A 15,011-nucleotide genomic window follows, 5' to 3' on the forward strand; every position below is an offset into this window, starting at 1 on the left:
AGACATCGTGATCAGAAGTTCTCCAACCAAGGCCGAACTTCGATCTCCCAAGACCAGGTACTGCGATGCTGGCGCAACAGATCCATGTAGCATTGCGCCAAGGCATCGGGGGAAAGTGTGCGATCCGACGGGTCTGATTTGCCATTCGTGCCAACGGTGCCATCAACGACTATATGTGCGACGTGTATGCCTTGCGGAGTAAGTTCGCGCGATGCACTTTGAGCCAACCCGCGCAAGGCGAATTTCCCCATTGCAAACGCCGCCGATCGCGGAAAACCCTTTATCCCGGCAGTGGCCCCCGTCATCAGAATTGCCCCCTTCCCGAAGGGAAGCATGCGCTTCGCAGCATGCTGTACGGCATGAAATGCTCCCAAGGCCGTAACGGCGATAGCTCTTTCGACTTGCATAGGATCGACGTCAGCGATCGGGCCGCGAACCATACTGCTGGCGTTATAAATCACGATTTCCGGCGCACCGATGCGAGCCTCGACCTCCACGAAAAGTCGTTCGATCTGGCTTGAATCAGAGGCATCGACTGGCAGAGCAATCGCTCCGGTTTCGGTCACCAGGGGTGCGAGCCTGTCAGGACGACGAGATGCGATGGCAACGGGAAGTCCTGCAGAGCGAAGATGCCGCGTCAGGGCTGCGCTGATACCGAAGCCAGCCCCGATGATGAGCGCGTTGCTATAGGGAATGGCGCTCATGGGGCTACCGTGGGCTGAGTGTTGGGAGCAAACTGTGGCTCTGGTCCTTCCCGCTCAGGAAGAAGGTGTAGATTTAGAATTTCGAGCGCTACGCCCATCCAAATGGGATGGTCCAAATGGTCAGCTTTCGGATGGCCGGTATTAGGATGGACCAAAACGGTCAGCTCCTGCCGGTTGACCATGAGCCAAGGCACGAAGCGGCCGAATTCATTGGGAGCAAAGGCTACTTGGTACATCGGCCTCGCATGAGGGCCAATCGGACTGTCGTGCCAGCGGCCTAGCAGAACAGCAAAACGTTGCGCTATGTTTTCGCGTAGAACTTCGGCGATGCGCTTTTGCTTCGGACCGTCAAAATAGATGTGAGCGTGATAGCTCTGTACCGCCTTGATGGATCGTATTGGCACTTCCTCTACGGACGCTCGAGGTGCTCCCATTGGAATCTTTTCAAACATATAACTTATCTCTCTACGCAAGAACCGCTCGTTTCAATGACGAGCCGCAGCGGCAACAGATTAAGCGTGTTGTCTTGTTGACGCCGTGCAAGTCGGCCCGTCCTGGTGAGTACCTTCAGGCAACCGGCGCGGCAGGTCGATCGAACTCGTCGAATTTGCCGCCGGTGTAACCCTGCCGGGTGCTAGGTGCGTCGATCACGGTGTACGGGAACACCGGCGGAATCGCGCTCACTTCGTCCAACCGTGCAATCTGATCGCCAGAGAGGGTCACCCCCGCAGCGGCCAAATTGCTTTCGAGCTGAGCAAACGTGCGCGGCCCAATAATTGGCAACGGGCCCTTCGTCGCAACCCAAGCGATAGCGACCTCTGCTGGTGTAATGGAGGCTTCTTCCGCAACCGTGATCAAAGTGTCCAGAATGGCGGTACGCTGGGGCGAGTTTTCTGCCTGGAACACGTTGCCGCCGAAGCCTTCTCGTCTTCCAGTTTCGCCCTTGCGATATTTCCCTGTCAGCATCCCGCCTCCCAACGGCGACCATGCCACGATACCGAGTCCCAAACCCTGACCAGCCGGGATCAGCTCATGCTCTGTGCTGCGCTCGACAAGGCTGTGTTCGACCTGAAGGCCCGCGATGGGAACAGTTCCACGCAACTCGGCGATCGTTGCGGCCCTAGCCACGCGCCAGGCGGGAAAATCAGACAAACCTGCGTAGAGGATTTTTCCGGCGCGAACTAAATCATCGAATCCACGCACGAGTTCTTCGAGCGGCGTAACGGCATCCGACATATGTGCCCATAGGAGGTCGATACGATCCGTGTTGAGCCGCTTTAGGCTAGCCTCGACCGAGGCCACCATCGCCTTGCGGCTGTTGCCAGTGATAAGGATTCCGTCTTGCGGCGTGGATCTGAAAGTGAATTTCGATGCGAGCACGAAATCGTCTCGACGACCCGCAAGGAGCTCACCAAGAATCTCTTCGGACTCACCGAATTGATATCCGTTAGCAGTATCGATGAAGTTGCCGCCAGCGGTAGCATAGGCTTCGAAAATACGGCGCGCTTCATCCGGTTCAGCGCCATGTCCCCAGCGGGTGCCGAAGTTGCCGGCGCCAAGTACTAATTCCGAGACCCGTAGACCTGTGTGCTCACCAAATAGCTTGTAACGCATGAACTTGCTCCAAAGAAATCAAAGTGGCTCAGGCCGCCCTCAAGTCGGCAGTGACGATTCACCGCGCATCGAGACCGACTGCTTTAAATCTGACCCGCGCCGCCATCAACGGGAAGTTCGATGCCGTTTATGTACGCGGCATCGTCAGAAGCGAGGAAAAGTACCGCAGCGGCGACGTCGTCGGGCTCCGCGATGCGACCAAGCGGAATTTGCGACGCTACGTGGGCCTTCATACCAACTGCGGCATTCGGATCGCCAGCCAACGCATCGATTGCTGGCGTATCCACCATGCCCGGGCTGACGACATTGACGCGGACTTTCCTGGCTTTCAAGTCGAGAATCCAACTGCGCGCCAACTGACGGATCGCAGCTTTCGTGGCGCTGTACACGCTGAACGCCTCCATCCCCTTATAGCCGGCCGTGGACGAGGTGAGGATGATCGAGGCGCCATCGGACAGCAGTGGAACTGCCTGCTTTACAGTGAACACGACGCCTTTCAAGTTCGTGTCGACGATGCTGTCGTAATGCTCCTCGGTGATAGCCGACAGTGGCACAAACGCGGCGATACCAGCGTTCGCGAACACGATATCGAGCTTGCCACTCTTTTCGCGAATCTTGGCGTATAGCTTGTCGAGGTCAGCGACGACACTCGAATCAGCCCTTACAGCCGTGACGTTGCCGCCGATTGCGGCTACGGCGGCATCGAGCGCCTCGGGTTTGCGACCGGTGATGTAGACCGTTGCGCCCTCGACCGCGAAACGCTTCGCGGCGGCCAAGCCGATGCCGGAGCTTCCGCCCGTCACCAAGGCCACCTTTCCATTCAAACGACCTGTCATTTCCTTCTCCGATAAATTTGACTTTGCACAGCATTGTGTACCGTTTGGTAAGTTTGTTCTACTGGACTGCATTCTGTCAACGGTTTAACATACCGATCGGTAAAAATATTTTGTGGGCGGCTTCATGGTGATGGGTAGGCCAAGAGAATTCGACGCGGAGAAGGCACTTGATCGGGCCGTTGAGCTCTTTTGGGCTCAAGGGTATGAGGGAACGTCACTGACGGACCTCACCGAGGCGATCGGCGTCAACAAGCCAAGTCTTTATGCCGCTTTCGGAGGGAAGGAGCAGCTGTTCCTCAAGGCGCTCGATCGCTATCAGGAGCGGCTTGGTTCGTTCGCAGCCCCCTCGTTAATGCTGCCCTCCGCTCGTAGCAGCATTGAGACATTCCTTCGTGCTCTGGCGACGTTCCAGAGCACGGATGGGACGCCACGGGGGTGCCTGCTTGTTCAAGGAGCCCTCGCCGGAAGTACGGATTCGAAACGGGTAACCGAAGCCTTGTGCAAGGTCCGGGAGTCAGGGGTGGAGATGATCCGCCAATGCCTGGATCGCGCACGCAAGCAAGGCGAGTTACCGCCTAGGACCGACATTGATGCGCTCGCGCGATACTTTGTAACGGTGTCGCAAGGAATCTCGGTTCAGGCGACCAGCGGTGTACCGACCGAGGAACTGCACAAGACGATCAGCATCGCGATGAACAGTTGGCCCGCATCGCCACCTTCCAGATCAAAAAGACACACCAAGGAGACAGCTGGCGGCAAGGCTTGAGACAAGCATCTGCCTGCATTTTGAGTGGCAGGCGTAGGAATCCTGCTTTCGCGCATGGTGGGCTCAGCTATTCCTTCTCCGTGCCTGCTATGGCCTCAAGCCTCGCCGTCGCCATCGACACACAAGGCGGACACCAACGTTGGAAGGGGCGCTCTCTGAGTGCCTAAGTCTAAGGCCCGCCTCCACACCGCAGCCGCGCACTTCTAATAATGTGCAACTCGTTGCCACACTCTGAAGTGTGGCCGTCCGATTGCCCGCGCACATTAGCAGACACAAAATCCCTTCGGACGTCTGCGGTAGCCTAAAAAATATTCTTACCGATCGGTATGCAAAGCATTGACAACGAACTACTGCGCGCCAGATACTTACCGAACGGTACAAATATGCCGTGCAAAGTCAAATTTATCGGAGAAGGAAATGACGAATCGTTTGAATGGAAAAGTTGCTCTGGTGACCGGAGCCTCAAAAGGAATCGGTGCTGCGATTGCAAAGGCGTTCGCAGCAGAAGGTGCGCAGGTGGTGGTGAACTACGCATCGAGCAAGGCTGGCGCCGACGCGGTCGTGCAGGCGATCACCTCCGCTGGAGGCAAGGCGATCGCCGTCCAAGGCGACGTATCCAACGCTGATCAGGCGCAAGGTATCGTAGACGCTGCCGTCAAGCAGTTTGGCCGCCTGGACGTTCTGGTGAACAACGCCGGTGTCTTCGACATGCGTCCGCTTGAAGCGATCGACGTGGACCACTATCGCAAGATGTTCGACATCAACGTGCTCGGCACGCTGCTCGTCACCAAGGCAGCCGCGGCGCACTTTGGCGAGGGCGCCAGCGTGATCAACCTCAGCTCCCAGATCACCAGCTTCAACCCGCCGGGCTCGGCGGCCTATTCGGCAAGCAAAGGCGCGGTGGACAACATCACCAGCGTGCTGGCCAACGAACTTGGTCCGCGCAAAATCCGCGTCAACGCCATCAGCCCGGGCACGACCGAGACCGAGGGCACCCACGCGATGGGCTTTATCGGCTCTCCGTTTGAGGCTCAACTCGCCTCACAAACGCCTTTGGGCCGCACCGGCCAACCGGGCGACATCGCCGCCGTCGCCGTCTTCCTGGCGTCCGATGACGCCCGCTGGTTGACTGGCGAGAAGATCGCTGCGAGCGGTGGCTTCCGCTGATAGCGGGCTGCATATGGGCGTACTCCTTTGCGAGAGTACGAACACTGCCTCTGTAGTCGGAGCGCGGCTGAACGAAAGTCGGCCGCGCGACGGCATCAAGTCCCCGAGTACATCCCGCCCAAGAAGAACGTGCGACGTTCCTCTACAGGGCACGAAATCATTCTCAGAATTAGGCCATGCGATACAAACTATTCGGCAGACGTACAGGACTGCGAGTTTCCGAGCTCGTTCTCGGCGCCGCAATGTTCGGGCATCGGTGGGGTTACGGCACTGAGCCTGACGAGCCACGTCGTATCTTCGAGGCCTACGCGGAGGCCGGCGGTAACTTCATCGATACCGCGAACGCCTACCAATTCGGCGAATCGGAGGAGATCGTTGGTGGGCTGCTCCAAGGAAAACGAGACGATTTCGTGCTCGCTACCAAATACACGAACGGCGCCAATCCCGAGGCCAGCATCGCTGCCACCGGCAACAGCCGGAAGGCAATGGTCGCCAGCGTCGAGGCTAGCCTGAAGCGGCTGAAGACGGATCATGTTGATCTTCTCTGGGCACACCTCACCGATCTGGTGACGCCTATGGAGGAGATTGTCCGAGGCTTCGACGATCTCGCGCGAGCCGGAAAAATTCGCTACGCGGGTTTGTCAAATTTTCCGGCTTGGCGAGTGGGCTATGCCGTGGCGATCGCAGAGCTGCGTGGTGCCGTTCCCATTGCAGCGCTCCAGGTCGAGCACAGTCTCGTCGAACGCACCACGGAACACGAACTTATCCCAGCAGCGCACGGCCTTGGTCTGGCTGTCGGGGCGTGGTCTCCGCTCGGCGGCGGCCTACTTACCGGTAAATATCGTCAGGGCGAGGCAGGCCGGAAGGAAGGCTTCGGCGGCAACGTGTTCCAGGCAGAAAACTCGCAACAGCGCACTGCGATTGTTGACGCTGTCATAGCCATGGCCAAGGAGATCGGTGTGACTCCCGGCGAGGTGGCGATCGCTTGGGTGAAAGCGAAAGGATCATTTCCGATCATCGGGCCGCGTACTCTGAAGCAGTTCGAAGAAAATCTTCGGTCGGCAGAATTGACGCTGATGGACGAGCAGATCAAACGCCTCGACGACGTTAGCGCGATCGCTCCGACGTTTCCCGAGCGCCTCGTGGTCGGCGCATGGGAACGGAACATGTTCACCGGTGGAAAAGCCGATCAGCTCGATTGGCCTCAGTTACCTGTCGCCTGAGCAGCAAATCACCCGTCCCCGGCAGACGCAACGCTTTGCTGGGCGATAGAATGTGAAAGAGAGGACGTCTTGAAGTATCTGCTATTTTACGAGCCCGTTGAGGGCATCTTGGCGCGGTCTCAGCCTTACATGGAGCCGCATCGCGAACATATCCGGCGCTTCCATGAGCAAGGGAAGCTACTGATGATCGGCGGCATGGAAGACGTAGAGCGCAACGGTGCGGTTGCAGTGTTCACGACTCGCGAAAGCGCCGAGGCGTTCGCGAAAGCCGATCCTTTCATCGTGAACGGCACAGTCGGCCGGTGGCACGTCATCGAGTGGCACGAGATCCTAGCCCCCTGAAGGCGGTGGTCTCGTCCTCCTAGAAATGCACGCGTCGTCACGTCCACGATGATCGACGCTTTGCCTTGCAGCCAGTGCGGGCCGGCTGGGTTACGTTCGAGGAATAGACGATCGCCAGCCGGTCGCATTTCCGGGTCTGTCAGCGGACCCCGGTTGGGCCCGCAATGAGCTAACGGCCGCTGCGCACCGACATCTCCGCACCACGTGGACTCAGGAAATCGGCCAACCAAAGTTCCGTCTCGCCAGGACCACCCCAGCCCTTCGCGACCAAGGCTTCGAGCCGGGCACGCCCCTCGGGCGAGACGGCGAGTTTTCCGCTCTCGGCATAAGACTCCACCAGTTCGGCTTCGGTCGGTACGGCCGATCGCGCGTTGACATGTCGCTTGGTGGCGGAAAGTGTCGCACGATCGAAGGACGCGATCCGCCGCGCCATATCATCGACCCAGGCGTCCAGTCGATCGTCTGGCAGCGCCCGGTTGATCCATCCGTAGCGCTCAGCCATATCCGCATCGTAATCCGCGCAGCCCAGCATGATTTCGAGTGCTCTTGGCCGTCCCACAACGCGCGATAGCCAGTCGACGCCGCCACCGCCGGGAAACGCACCGAACCCTACTTCTGGCTGGGCGAAAATAGCCTTCTCGCGACTTGCAAAACGCATGTCGCAAGCGAGCGCGAATTCACTTCCTACGCCGCGGGCGCGGCCACGCACCTTGGCGATACTAATGATTGAGCTACGGGCGAAGCGTGCGATGAAAGCTGGCCATATCTCTCCCAACTTCACTGGCGCTTTTCCGGGGGGCGGCGATAAAAAGCCATGCACGTCAAGATGCGCGATGAAGAAGTCCGGGTCAGCGCTCTCGAAAACGATGACGCGAAGCTCCGAATCGGCTTCGGCCTGGTCAAGAAGATCGCATAGGTCCAGAAGGAGATCCCCGTCGAGCAGGTTTATAGGGGGGTTATGCAATATCGCTCGCCAATAGCCCGACGTTGGGCGCTCGACATGGAGCTTGGCCGACGCCTGTAAAGCGTCACTCATGTTACGACTCCTGTCCGGTGTTGGATTTGTACTAGGCCGCTGTCTGCCTGGGGGTCAACGCGGTTGACGAAGCTGAGCGCGAGCATCAATGATGGCGTGGAGCACAAAGTCGGCCTTGATGATCTTGTCGACCAGCGCCACGAACGGACGGCGCCGGTACGGGCGAATTAGGCCTTGATGAACGCGAGAATGTCGGGGTTAATCACGTCGGCATGCGTAGTGAGCATGCCGTGCGGAAAGCCCGGATAGATCTTCAACGTAGAATTCTTGATGAGCTTCGCTTGGTGGAGCGCGGCATCCTTGTACGGGACGATCTGGTCGTCGTCGCCGTGGAGAATCAGAGCTGGCACGTCGATAGCCTGCAGGTCGGCAGTCTGGTCGGTCTCCGAAAATGCCTTGATGCCTTCGTAATGCGCGAGAGCGGATCCGATCATGCCTTGCCGCCACCAGTTGCCGATAACGCCCTCCGAAACACTAGCGCCGGCACGGTTGAAACCGTAGAACGGTCCGGACGCTACATCACGAAAAAACTGGGCGCGGTTCGCCGCGAGTTGCTTGCGCAAGTCATCGAATACTTCGATCGGCGTTCCCTCTGGATTCGATGCACTCTTCACCATAATCGGTGGTACGGCGCTGACCAGAACAACCTTTGCGACACGACTTTTGCCATGGCGTGCCACATAAGCCGCAGCCTCGCCGCCTCCGGTCGAGTGGCCGACGTGAATGGCGTCCTTCAGGTCCAGATGGTCAGCGACCGCGGCTGCATCGGCCGCGTAAGTCGCCATGTCGTGGCCATGAGCCGTCTGGCTGGACCTGCCATGTCCACGACGGTCGTGGGCGATCACACGATAACCGTGCTGTAAGAAGTACAGCATCTGGTTATCCCAGTCGTCGGAGCTCAGGGGCCATCCGTGATGGAAGACGATCGGCTGGCCTTTTCCCCAGTCCTTGTAAAAAATTTCTGTGCCGTCTGCGGTCGTGACAAAAGACATTGCTCGCTCCTTAGTTTGCTTTGTGAATTTACTGCGGCCATCCGGCGCTTGTGCTTGCCGGCTTAGGGAAGCCCGGTTAAATCGTAAATCCTCCATCCACATTCAAGGTCATGTCATTGATAGGCCGACTTGGTATTGCCGCCAATTGCGGCCACAGCGGCACCGAGCGCCTTCTGCTTACCACGACCGGCGATGTAGATCGGTACTGCCGTTGGCCGCAAGTTGCTTCGCGACGGCGACGCCGATGTCAGAGCTTCCGCCCCCTCAAGGTCACTTTTCCATTCAAGCTTCCAGTCATCTTTCCTCAGCATTTATATACCGAATGGTAAGTTTGTACCGCCAGGCCGCGTTGTGTCAACGGCTTAACATATCGATTGGAAAAATATTTTCTGGGTAGCTTCATGGCGATGGGTAGGCCAAGAGAATTCGTCGAGACGCTGGCGCACAAACTCTGTCGCCTGGCCTTACCGACCACGGTATAGGGGCCACCTCTGTTCTTGAGTTAAAGACCGTGCCCACGCAGCCTTCCGATGGCCCAAGACACGCCGCTGGGATGCACCGTTGCGGCGACCTGCTGCCCCAATCGCTGTTCAATCACCGGCTTCCATGGCACCAGCGAAAAACCCATCCCGTCGTCGAGCATCGCATAGCGTCCGCTGGCGAGCATGACGCTGCGCCGATAGATGCCAGCCACGCGCTGCCCGCTCGCCACTGGCCGATGTTCCAAGCCGGTTTCGACGGCAATGTCTTTGGCGGCCTGCGCCAGCTCGCGCCCGCGCAGCGTCGCCAGCAGGTTACGCGCGAGAACGACACGCTGCCCGCGCTGCTCTGCCAAGCCCTGTTCGGCCAGGAAGTCGGCACGCTCGCGTAGCGCGTCCTTGACCTCGGCCCCAAAGCCCAGGTCGCCCAGCCCCTTGCCGCCGCCGATCAACTGCTGGTCGAGCCAGGTGGCACCGATCACGCGGGCCTGCCGCTCGATCGGCAGGTGCGATTTCAACTCCACAGCCACGCCACCACCAAGCCGCTGCGCGTCGTACTGGCGACCTCGTTCGGCCAGGTCGCCGGGGATGCGCCAGATACCTTCCGCCTCGCGCTCTACGATCCCGGCCCGGCGCAGGGCTTCCAGCCGGCGCACATGCGCGGCCACCACTTCGTGCGGGTCGCGGTCGGGCGTGGCCTGGCCTTGGGCGACGGCCAAGTGATGATCTGCGCGGTACACGCCATCGACGGCCAGCGCGGCGATGTTGCGGTCGGCGGCGCGCACGTCGGCAGAGCCTTTGACCTCCACCACGGCGCCGGTCGGGTACTGTTCCAGCTCTGACCGCGGTGGCAGCGCGACATAGTGCGCCTTGCCATCCGCACCATCGACGATCAGGTAGCCTTTGTCGTACAACTCGTCGGCAAGCCCCTTGCTGGCTACTCGGCCGATAAGGGTACGACCGTCGCTGCCCGGCTCGAACACGGCCAGCTCGCGCTGTCGGCCGCTCATGGCGCGCTGCATCGTGCGGATGATGTCGCCGCGTTCGCCCATTGCCCGCAAGGTCGGCTCGGCCTCGGCATGGATGGCCCATGTGCCGGGTTGCCGCTCGGTCGCCAGACCCATGCGCTGCAAGCGTTGCAGGCGGCCGATCAGCACCTGCCGCTGGCGTTGCAATCGGGGTTCGGCGAAGCGTTCGACGCGCACCAGGCCATAGTCGCCGGCCTCGCGCTGCAAGGTACGATCCAGACCCGTCCACCGTTGTTGATCGACTTCGCGCTGCATGGCGCGCTGCATCTCCAGCTCGGTTCGCGGCCCCAGCCATTCGGTCGCCAGTTCCGACGCCCGCCGGCGCATCCCCTCGGCGATGTAGTCGCGGGAAATAATGAGGTCTTTGCCGGTGTCGTCCTTGCCGCGCAGGACGACGTGCGTGTGCGGGTTGTCCGTGTTCCAGTGATCGACCGCAACCCATTCCAGCCGCGTGCCCAAGTCGGTCTCCATGCGCGCCATCAGGTGCCGGGTGTAGGTGCGCAGGTCGTCGAGCTGTTCGGCATCTTCCGGCGAGACGATGAAGCGGAACTGATGACGGTCGCCTTCGCCACGCTCCTTGAACGCTTCGAGGTCGGCATCGTCGGCCGGCGGCCCGTAGGCGTGGCCCGGCCCGCCCCGGCGATCGACACCTTCACGCTCGATGTAGCGCAGGTGCGCCGCAGTCGAGCGCGGCCCAGCCTTCGCCAGATTCACCAGCCGGGCCTTGATCGTCACGCGCCGGGCATTCGCCCCAAGTCCTTGCCCGGCGAAGCGCGCCGCGACGTGGCCGCGCCCCAGTCGGGAGCCGGGACGCTGGCCGACCTTGCCGGCTGTCTTGCCGAGCTTCGCGCCGGCCTTGTTGGCCTGCCGTAGCACCTTGTTGATGTAGGTGTCGCCGCGCTGCTTGGGCGCACCAGGCCGGGCACGGAATTGGTCATCGTCGCGCTGGCTCATGGCGTGGTTCCATCCAAGACCGGCGCAGTCCAGCGGACGAAGCACGCGACTTCGCCAATGCCGATGCGGTATTGCGCACCTCCGCGGTACGCTGCCGCTCCCTGGCGCGTGCCGCGCCACCCCCACGTGCAGACAGGGTTTTCAAGCGGCCATGTGCCGCGACCTTTTATCTTGCCTTCCGCCTTTGCCCCTCGCTGTCGCTCCGGGCATCGGCGGCCCGGCGGCGCTGCGCTGCTCGCAGCCAGCGCGCCGGGGAACGCGGCCACGGCCATCGGCCGGGCGCGTTCAAGGCAAGATGCCTGCACGGGAGAGAGCGTCGCGGGATGTTGCGCGATGTGCGGCGCGGATGCGCTCGCACGACATGCGCGACGACACGGCGACGGCCAGCAGGGCGACACGCCGGATGGCACGATGAAGCGCAGCGAATCGGCGGCCATCATCGACGTGTCTCCAGCCCGACCGGATGCGCAACACCTATCACGGTGGACGCAGCAACCGGGCCGAAATACCGGCTGTCGAACGACGCCGGATTGGTCACGCTCAACAGGAACAGTTCGCCCGGTTCGAGGCGGCGACATTGCGGCCACGATGACAGCGAACGGCCCAGCCGGTCGGCACGCAGCACGGTGGCCGAAGGCACGCCGTCGATGCGGATGATGCCGCCCGCGATGCATACCTCCTGCGGCGCGATAGCACCAATGCGCTTGAGCAACGGCACGCGCGTCGGCAGGTAGCCGCGCTGCGCAGCCAGCGCAGCGGCCTTGGCCGGCAGCGGGACAAGCACGATGCTGCCCACGAACAACAGACGTGGCAGCGAGTCAGCCCGGTGGTCGAGTGGGTCGATGCGATACCAGCCGACCGCCACGCTGTCGGACGGGTTGTAGGTCAGGCGCGGCAGCGGCGACACGAAGGACGCCCAGGCCAGCGCAGCGAAGCCGCAGGCGGACAGGCCCGCCAGCACGAGGCGAGCGCGCAGGCGCGAGCGAGGACGCGGCGCTGTTCCCGTGGTGTTTGCGGACGGGGGAAGCGTCGTCATGGCAGCGACCTCCCAGCCAGCCAGGCGGCGTGCCGCTCGGCGGTGTATGTCGGCAACGGCAAGCGTGCAGCGAGCCGGTTGCCGAGCGTGCGCCAGTACGCAGGCGACACGTCGGCGGGTGTGATGCCTTGCGCTTCGATGGCGTCGAGCTGCGCCAGCACGGCGCGCACAGCGGGTTCACCTTCGGCGTGCAGCAGCAGGCGCGCGCCCGGCAACACGCCGGGGATGCGCTGCGCCGCGTCGAGCGGCGTGCAAGCCTGCATCACCATGAGCTGCCAGCGGGTCGTGCCGTAGTCGTTGGCGTGCCAGCGAATGCGGCAGAACAGCGCTCCCGACAGGAAGACCGCGACACGCCGCCAGCGGTCAAGCCGGACGATGCGCGCCGGTTCGCCGAAGCGCAGGTACAGGTCGATGCGTTGCTCGATGTAGGCGAGCGAAACGCGCGTCAGTGGCGCGATCCCGGCCTGGCCGGCGAGCACCGCGAGCGACGGCGGCGGCGCAGCCGTGACCGCCAGAGTGGATGTGTTCATGGGGTCTTCTCCGGGAACTCGTGTTCCAGCAGCGCACGCAGCAACTCGGCGACGGTCACGCCTTGCGTGAACGCCGACACCTTGATGCGCGCCCGCATCGCGGGCGTGATGTCGAGGGTCAGGCGCGCGGTGTAGAGGTCGCCTTTCTGGATGCCATCGGCGTCGCCCTGGCGAACCCACGCCTCGGCGTGCGGGTTCGCCGGCGGACGTGCGCCGATACCGACGCGCTTGCCGTTGCTCTGGCTCATGTCGGCCACCGCAGCAGCTCGTCGGTGAGCGCCGCGATCTCGCGCGCGGCGGCGCTGTCAGGTGCCGTCTCGCGTGCGAGCCGGCCAGCGGCCACACTGTCCGCGAACACGATGCGCTGATGCACGTCCGAGCGCAGCGCCGGCAACGGCTGGTCGGCGAGCGCGTTGTGCGCCTCGCGGCCGATGACGGTGGTACTGACACGCCTATTGACGACGAAGGCCGCGCGTAGCGCAGGCCGGAAAACCTGCGCTTCACGGATCAGTGCCACCATCTCCGCCGAGGCCCACAAGTCGTAGGGGCTGGGCTGCACGGGAATCAGCACGCGCTCGGCCGCCAGCAGCGCGGAGCGCGCCAGGGCGGCGATGCGCGGCGGGCCGTCGATGACGACGTGATCGGCGCGGCGGGCCAACTCCGGCGCTTCCTGGTGCACCGTCTCGCGGGCGAGGCCCACGGCACTGAACAGCCGTGGCAAGCCTTGTTGGCTTCTACGCTGCGTCCAGTCCAACGCAGAGCCTTGTGGATCGGCATCGAGCAGGATGACGTGTGAGCCACGCATCGCCAGCTCGCCGGCAATGTGGGTGGCAAGCGTGGTCTTGCCCACACCGCCTTTCTGGTTGAGCAGCGCAACGATCATGGCGCGGCCCTCCGTGTTGGAAAGCCGGGCTTTCGCGGTTGCGTGTGGTGGCGTTTGGCGGTTTTCCACCGGAACGGCGTGCTCTTATTACCAGTTAGAGCTTTTAAGTTAGAGAAGTTAGAGAGCGCGGAAACCCGCGCCGTTATTGGCTTTGCGGTGTTTTCGCACGCCTGATAGCACGATAGGGACACGCCTGATCGCACGATACCCAGCACGCCTGATAGCACGAGGCCGTCCACACGTTTTCCCCGAGTTATCCCCGTGCCGTGAACGGCACGGGCCGGAAGGTCAGCAGTTCTGCGCCGGTGCCCGGCATCCGCTCGATGCCGAGCACGTAGCCGGGTGACGACTGCCGCGCGACCAGCGCGCGCAGGTCGCAGGCGAAGTCGTAGGGCTTCGCCGTACTGCCGGATTTCTTGTGCAGGTGCCGGAAGTCGAATTGCCAGCCACCGGGCTGTTTGCCACCGTGCTTGCGCACCAGCCGGTACAGCCACCGCTCGATGCCGCCGGTCAGCCGGAAATACGCCGGGTCGATGGTCAGCACCAGGGCGGCGTCCAGCACGCCGGCATAGAACCAGTCCGGCAGGATCAGCTCGATGCCCAGCGGCGTGCCGCGGGCGTCGGCCAGCTCCTTCCATTCGTTGATCCAGGAAAATCGGTGCAAGCGCCGCCCGGTCGTCTCGCGGATGGAAGTCGCCACGGTGGTCGATTGCAGCCGGTCGAGTGCAGCTTTCAGGCGCTGGTAGTCGCGCAGTGATACGCCGCGCCCGATGAAGCGCAGGATCTCGTAGGGCGTGGCCTGCATCAGCCGCGACGGGCGCAGGCCGGCGTCGCGCGCCTCCACGATCTGCGAGGCCGCCCATATCAGCACGTCCGCGTCCCAGATGGTCGCTATGCCGTGCTCCTGCGTGCCCTCCACCCGGATAGTGACCTTGCCGCTGCGGAAGTCGATCGGCGTGGTGCGCCGCGACTTCGCCAGCGAGAAGAACGGAAAGGCCATCAAGTCCTGGGCGTCGCGCGGCACCATGTCGCCAGGCAAGGCGCGGAACAGGTCGAGCTGTTCCCGCTCCCGCGATGGGCTGGGCATGGCGATGGCCACCGGCGAGTTGCCCATCAACGCGCACGGTTGTCGGCCGAGTGATGCTCGGCGTATTCGGGATCGGACGTGGTTTCGTAGCTGCGCTGGTCGGCCCAGGCATTGAGGTCGGCTGCTGCATACATGACTCGGCGGCCGAACTTGCGGAACTTCGGCCCGTTGCCGATCACGCGCTGCTTTTCGAGCGTGCGCGGCGACAGCCGGAGGTACTCGGCGGCTTCGTCATTGGTGAGGTAGCGTTGGGGTTGCGGGGTCGTAGCGACGGGTGCGGTAGCAGGCCGCAAGGGAGCGGGACGCATCGGATGAACCTCCATCGGTCAGGAAC

Annotated in this window: 19 protein-coding genes; 4 read left to right on the forward strand and 15 right to left on the reverse strand. The window is 62.2% G+C overall.

Going from position 1 to position 15,011, the window contains the following annotated elements:
• Window positions 1-11: 11 nt before the first annotated feature.
• The 4 genes from AWB64_RS00815 to AWB64_RS00830 form a co-directional block, all read right to left on the reverse strand.
• Entirely contained in the window at window positions 12-704 is a 693-nt protein-coding gene (locus AWB64_RS00815) for an SDR family NAD(P)-dependent oxidoreductase (RefSeq protein WP_060816735.1), read from the reverse strand.
• Complete coding sequence (locus tag AWB64_RS00820; protein ID WP_060816736.1) at window positions 701-1,156, reverse strand: DOPA 4,5-dioxygenase family protein; 456 nt, start codon at window positions 1,154-1,156, stop codon at window positions 701-703. Before AWB64_RS00820 ends, AWB64_RS00815 begins: the two co-directional genes overlap by 4 nt.
• Window positions 1,157-1,271: 115 nt before the next feature.
• Window positions 1,272-2,318, reverse strand: a complete 1,047-nt coding sequence (locus AWB64_RS00825; RefSeq protein ID WP_060816737.1) for an aldo/keto reductase — start codon at window positions 2,316-2,318, stop codon at window positions 1,272-1,274.
• A gap of 83 nt (window positions 2,319-2,401) precedes the next feature.
• Window positions 2,402-3,154 carry an SDR family NAD(P)-dependent oxidoreductase gene (locus AWB64_RS00830; RefSeq protein WP_060816738.1) on the reverse strand — a complete coding sequence of 251 codons (753 nt, stop codon included), beginning with the start codon at window positions 3,152-3,154 and terminating at the stop codon, window positions 2,402-2,404.
• A gap of 124 nt (window positions 3,155-3,278) precedes the next feature.
• Between AWB64_RS00830 and AWB64_RS00835 the strand changes: the two genes are divergently transcribed.
• From AWB64_RS00835 to AWB64_RS00850, 4 genes are all read left to right on the forward strand, one after another.
• Window positions 3,279-3,920 (forward strand): TetR/AcrR family transcriptional regulator, encoded by a 642-nt coding sequence (locus AWB64_RS00835; RefSeq protein ID WP_060816739.1) that lies wholly within the window; start codon window positions 3,279-3,281, stop codon window positions 3,918-3,920.
• A 417-nt stretch (window positions 3,921-4,337) separates the two neighbouring features.
• A complete protein-coding gene (locus AWB64_RS00840; RefSeq protein WP_060816740.1) occupies window positions 4,338-5,087 on the forward strand; it encodes a glucose 1-dehydrogenase in 750 nt (249 codons plus the stop codon).
• Between the two features lie 176 nt (window positions 5,088-5,263).
• Window positions 5,264-6,310 carry an aldo/keto reductase gene (locus tag AWB64_RS00845; RefSeq protein ID WP_060816741.1) on the forward strand — a complete coding sequence of 349 codons (1,047 nt, stop codon included), beginning with the start codon at window positions 5,264-5,266 and terminating at the stop codon, window positions 6,308-6,310.
• 69 nt (window positions 6,311-6,379) lie between these two features.
• A complete protein-coding gene (locus AWB64_RS00850; RefSeq protein ID WP_060816742.1) occupies window positions 6,380-6,652 on the forward strand; it encodes a YciI family protein in 273 nt (90 codons plus the stop codon).
• Window positions 6,653-6,821: 169 nt separating this feature from the next.
• Here the strand turns inward: AWB64_RS00850 and AWB64_RS00855 are convergent, their stop codons facing one another.
• From AWB64_RS00855 to AWB64_RS00905, 11 genes are all read right to left on the reverse strand, one after another.
• Window positions 6,822-7,688 carry an enoyl-CoA hydratase/isomerase family protein gene (locus AWB64_RS00855; RefSeq protein WP_060816743.1) on the reverse strand — a complete coding sequence of 289 codons (867 nt, stop codon included), beginning with the start codon at window positions 7,686-7,688 and terminating at the stop codon, window positions 6,822-6,824.
• Between the two features lie 167 nt (window positions 7,689-7,855).
• Window positions 7,856-8,680 carry an alpha/beta fold hydrolase gene (locus tag AWB64_RS00860; protein WP_060816744.1) on the reverse strand — a complete coding sequence of 275 codons (825 nt, stop codon included), beginning with the start codon at window positions 8,678-8,680 and terminating at the stop codon, window positions 7,856-7,858.
• A 113-nt stretch (window positions 8,681-8,793) separates the two neighbouring features.
• A complete protein-coding gene (locus tag AWB64_RS31825; protein WP_060816745.1) occupies window positions 8,794-8,991 on the reverse strand; it encodes a hypothetical protein in 198 nt (65 codons plus the stop codon).
• 191 nt (window positions 8,992-9,182) lie between these two features.
• The gene (locus tag AWB64_RS00870) at window positions 9,183-11,141 is read right to left on the reverse strand and encodes a relaxase/mobilization nuclease and DUF3363 domain-containing protein (RefSeq protein ID WP_060816746.1); all 1,959 of its coding nucleotides are present in this window, start codon (window positions 11,139-11,141) and stop codon (window positions 9,183-9,185) included.
• Entirely contained in the window at window positions 11,138-11,581 is a 444-nt protein-coding gene (locus AWB64_RS00875; RefSeq protein ID WP_060816747.1) for a hypothetical protein, read from the reverse strand. The genes AWB64_RS00870 and AWB64_RS00875 overlap by 4 nt, the downstream gene beginning before the upstream one ends.
• Window positions 11,578-12,177: a S26 family signal peptidase gene (locus tag AWB64_RS00880; RefSeq protein WP_060816748.1), complete on the reverse strand. Its 600-nt coding sequence runs from the start codon at window positions 12,175-12,177 to the stop codon at window positions 11,578-11,580. Before AWB64_RS00880 ends, AWB64_RS00875 begins: the two co-directional genes overlap by 4 nt.
• The gene (locus AWB64_RS00885; protein WP_060816749.1) at window positions 12,174-12,707 is read right to left on the reverse strand and encodes a DUF2840 domain-containing protein; all 534 of its coding nucleotides are present in this window, start codon (window positions 12,705-12,707) and stop codon (window positions 12,174-12,176) included. Before AWB64_RS00885 ends, AWB64_RS00880 begins: the two co-directional genes overlap by 4 nt.
• Window positions 12,704-12,955, reverse strand: a complete 252-nt coding sequence (locus AWB64_RS00890; protein ID WP_060816750.1) for a hypothetical protein — start codon at window positions 12,953-12,955, stop codon at window positions 12,704-12,706. Before AWB64_RS00890 ends, AWB64_RS00885 begins: the two co-directional genes overlap by 4 nt.
• On the reverse strand, window positions 12,952-13,590 hold the full coding sequence (gene parA, locus AWB64_RS00895) for a ParA family partition ATPase (RefSeq protein ID WP_060816751.1): 639 nt from the start codon (window positions 13,588-13,590) through the stop codon (window positions 12,952-12,954). The genes AWB64_RS00890 and parA overlap by 4 nt, the downstream gene beginning before the upstream one ends.
• A gap of 253 nt (window positions 13,591-13,843) precedes the next feature.
• Complete coding sequence (locus AWB64_RS00900) at window positions 13,844-14,704, reverse strand: replication initiator protein A (protein WP_244163900.1); 861 nt, start codon at window positions 14,702-14,704, stop codon at window positions 13,844-13,846.
• Window positions 14,704-14,985, reverse strand: a complete 282-nt coding sequence (locus AWB64_RS00905; RefSeq protein ID WP_060816752.1) for a helix-turn-helix transcriptional regulator — start codon at window positions 14,983-14,985, stop codon at window positions 14,704-14,706. Before AWB64_RS00905 ends, AWB64_RS00900 begins: the two co-directional genes overlap by 1 nt.
• Window positions 14,986-15,011 lie beyond the last annotated feature (26 nt).

The sequence above is a fragment of the Caballeronia sordidicola genome (assembly GCF_001544455.2).
GTDB classification, from domain to species: domain Bacteria; phylum Pseudomonadota; class Gammaproteobacteria; order Burkholderiales; family Burkholderiaceae; genus Caballeronia; species Caballeronia sordidicola.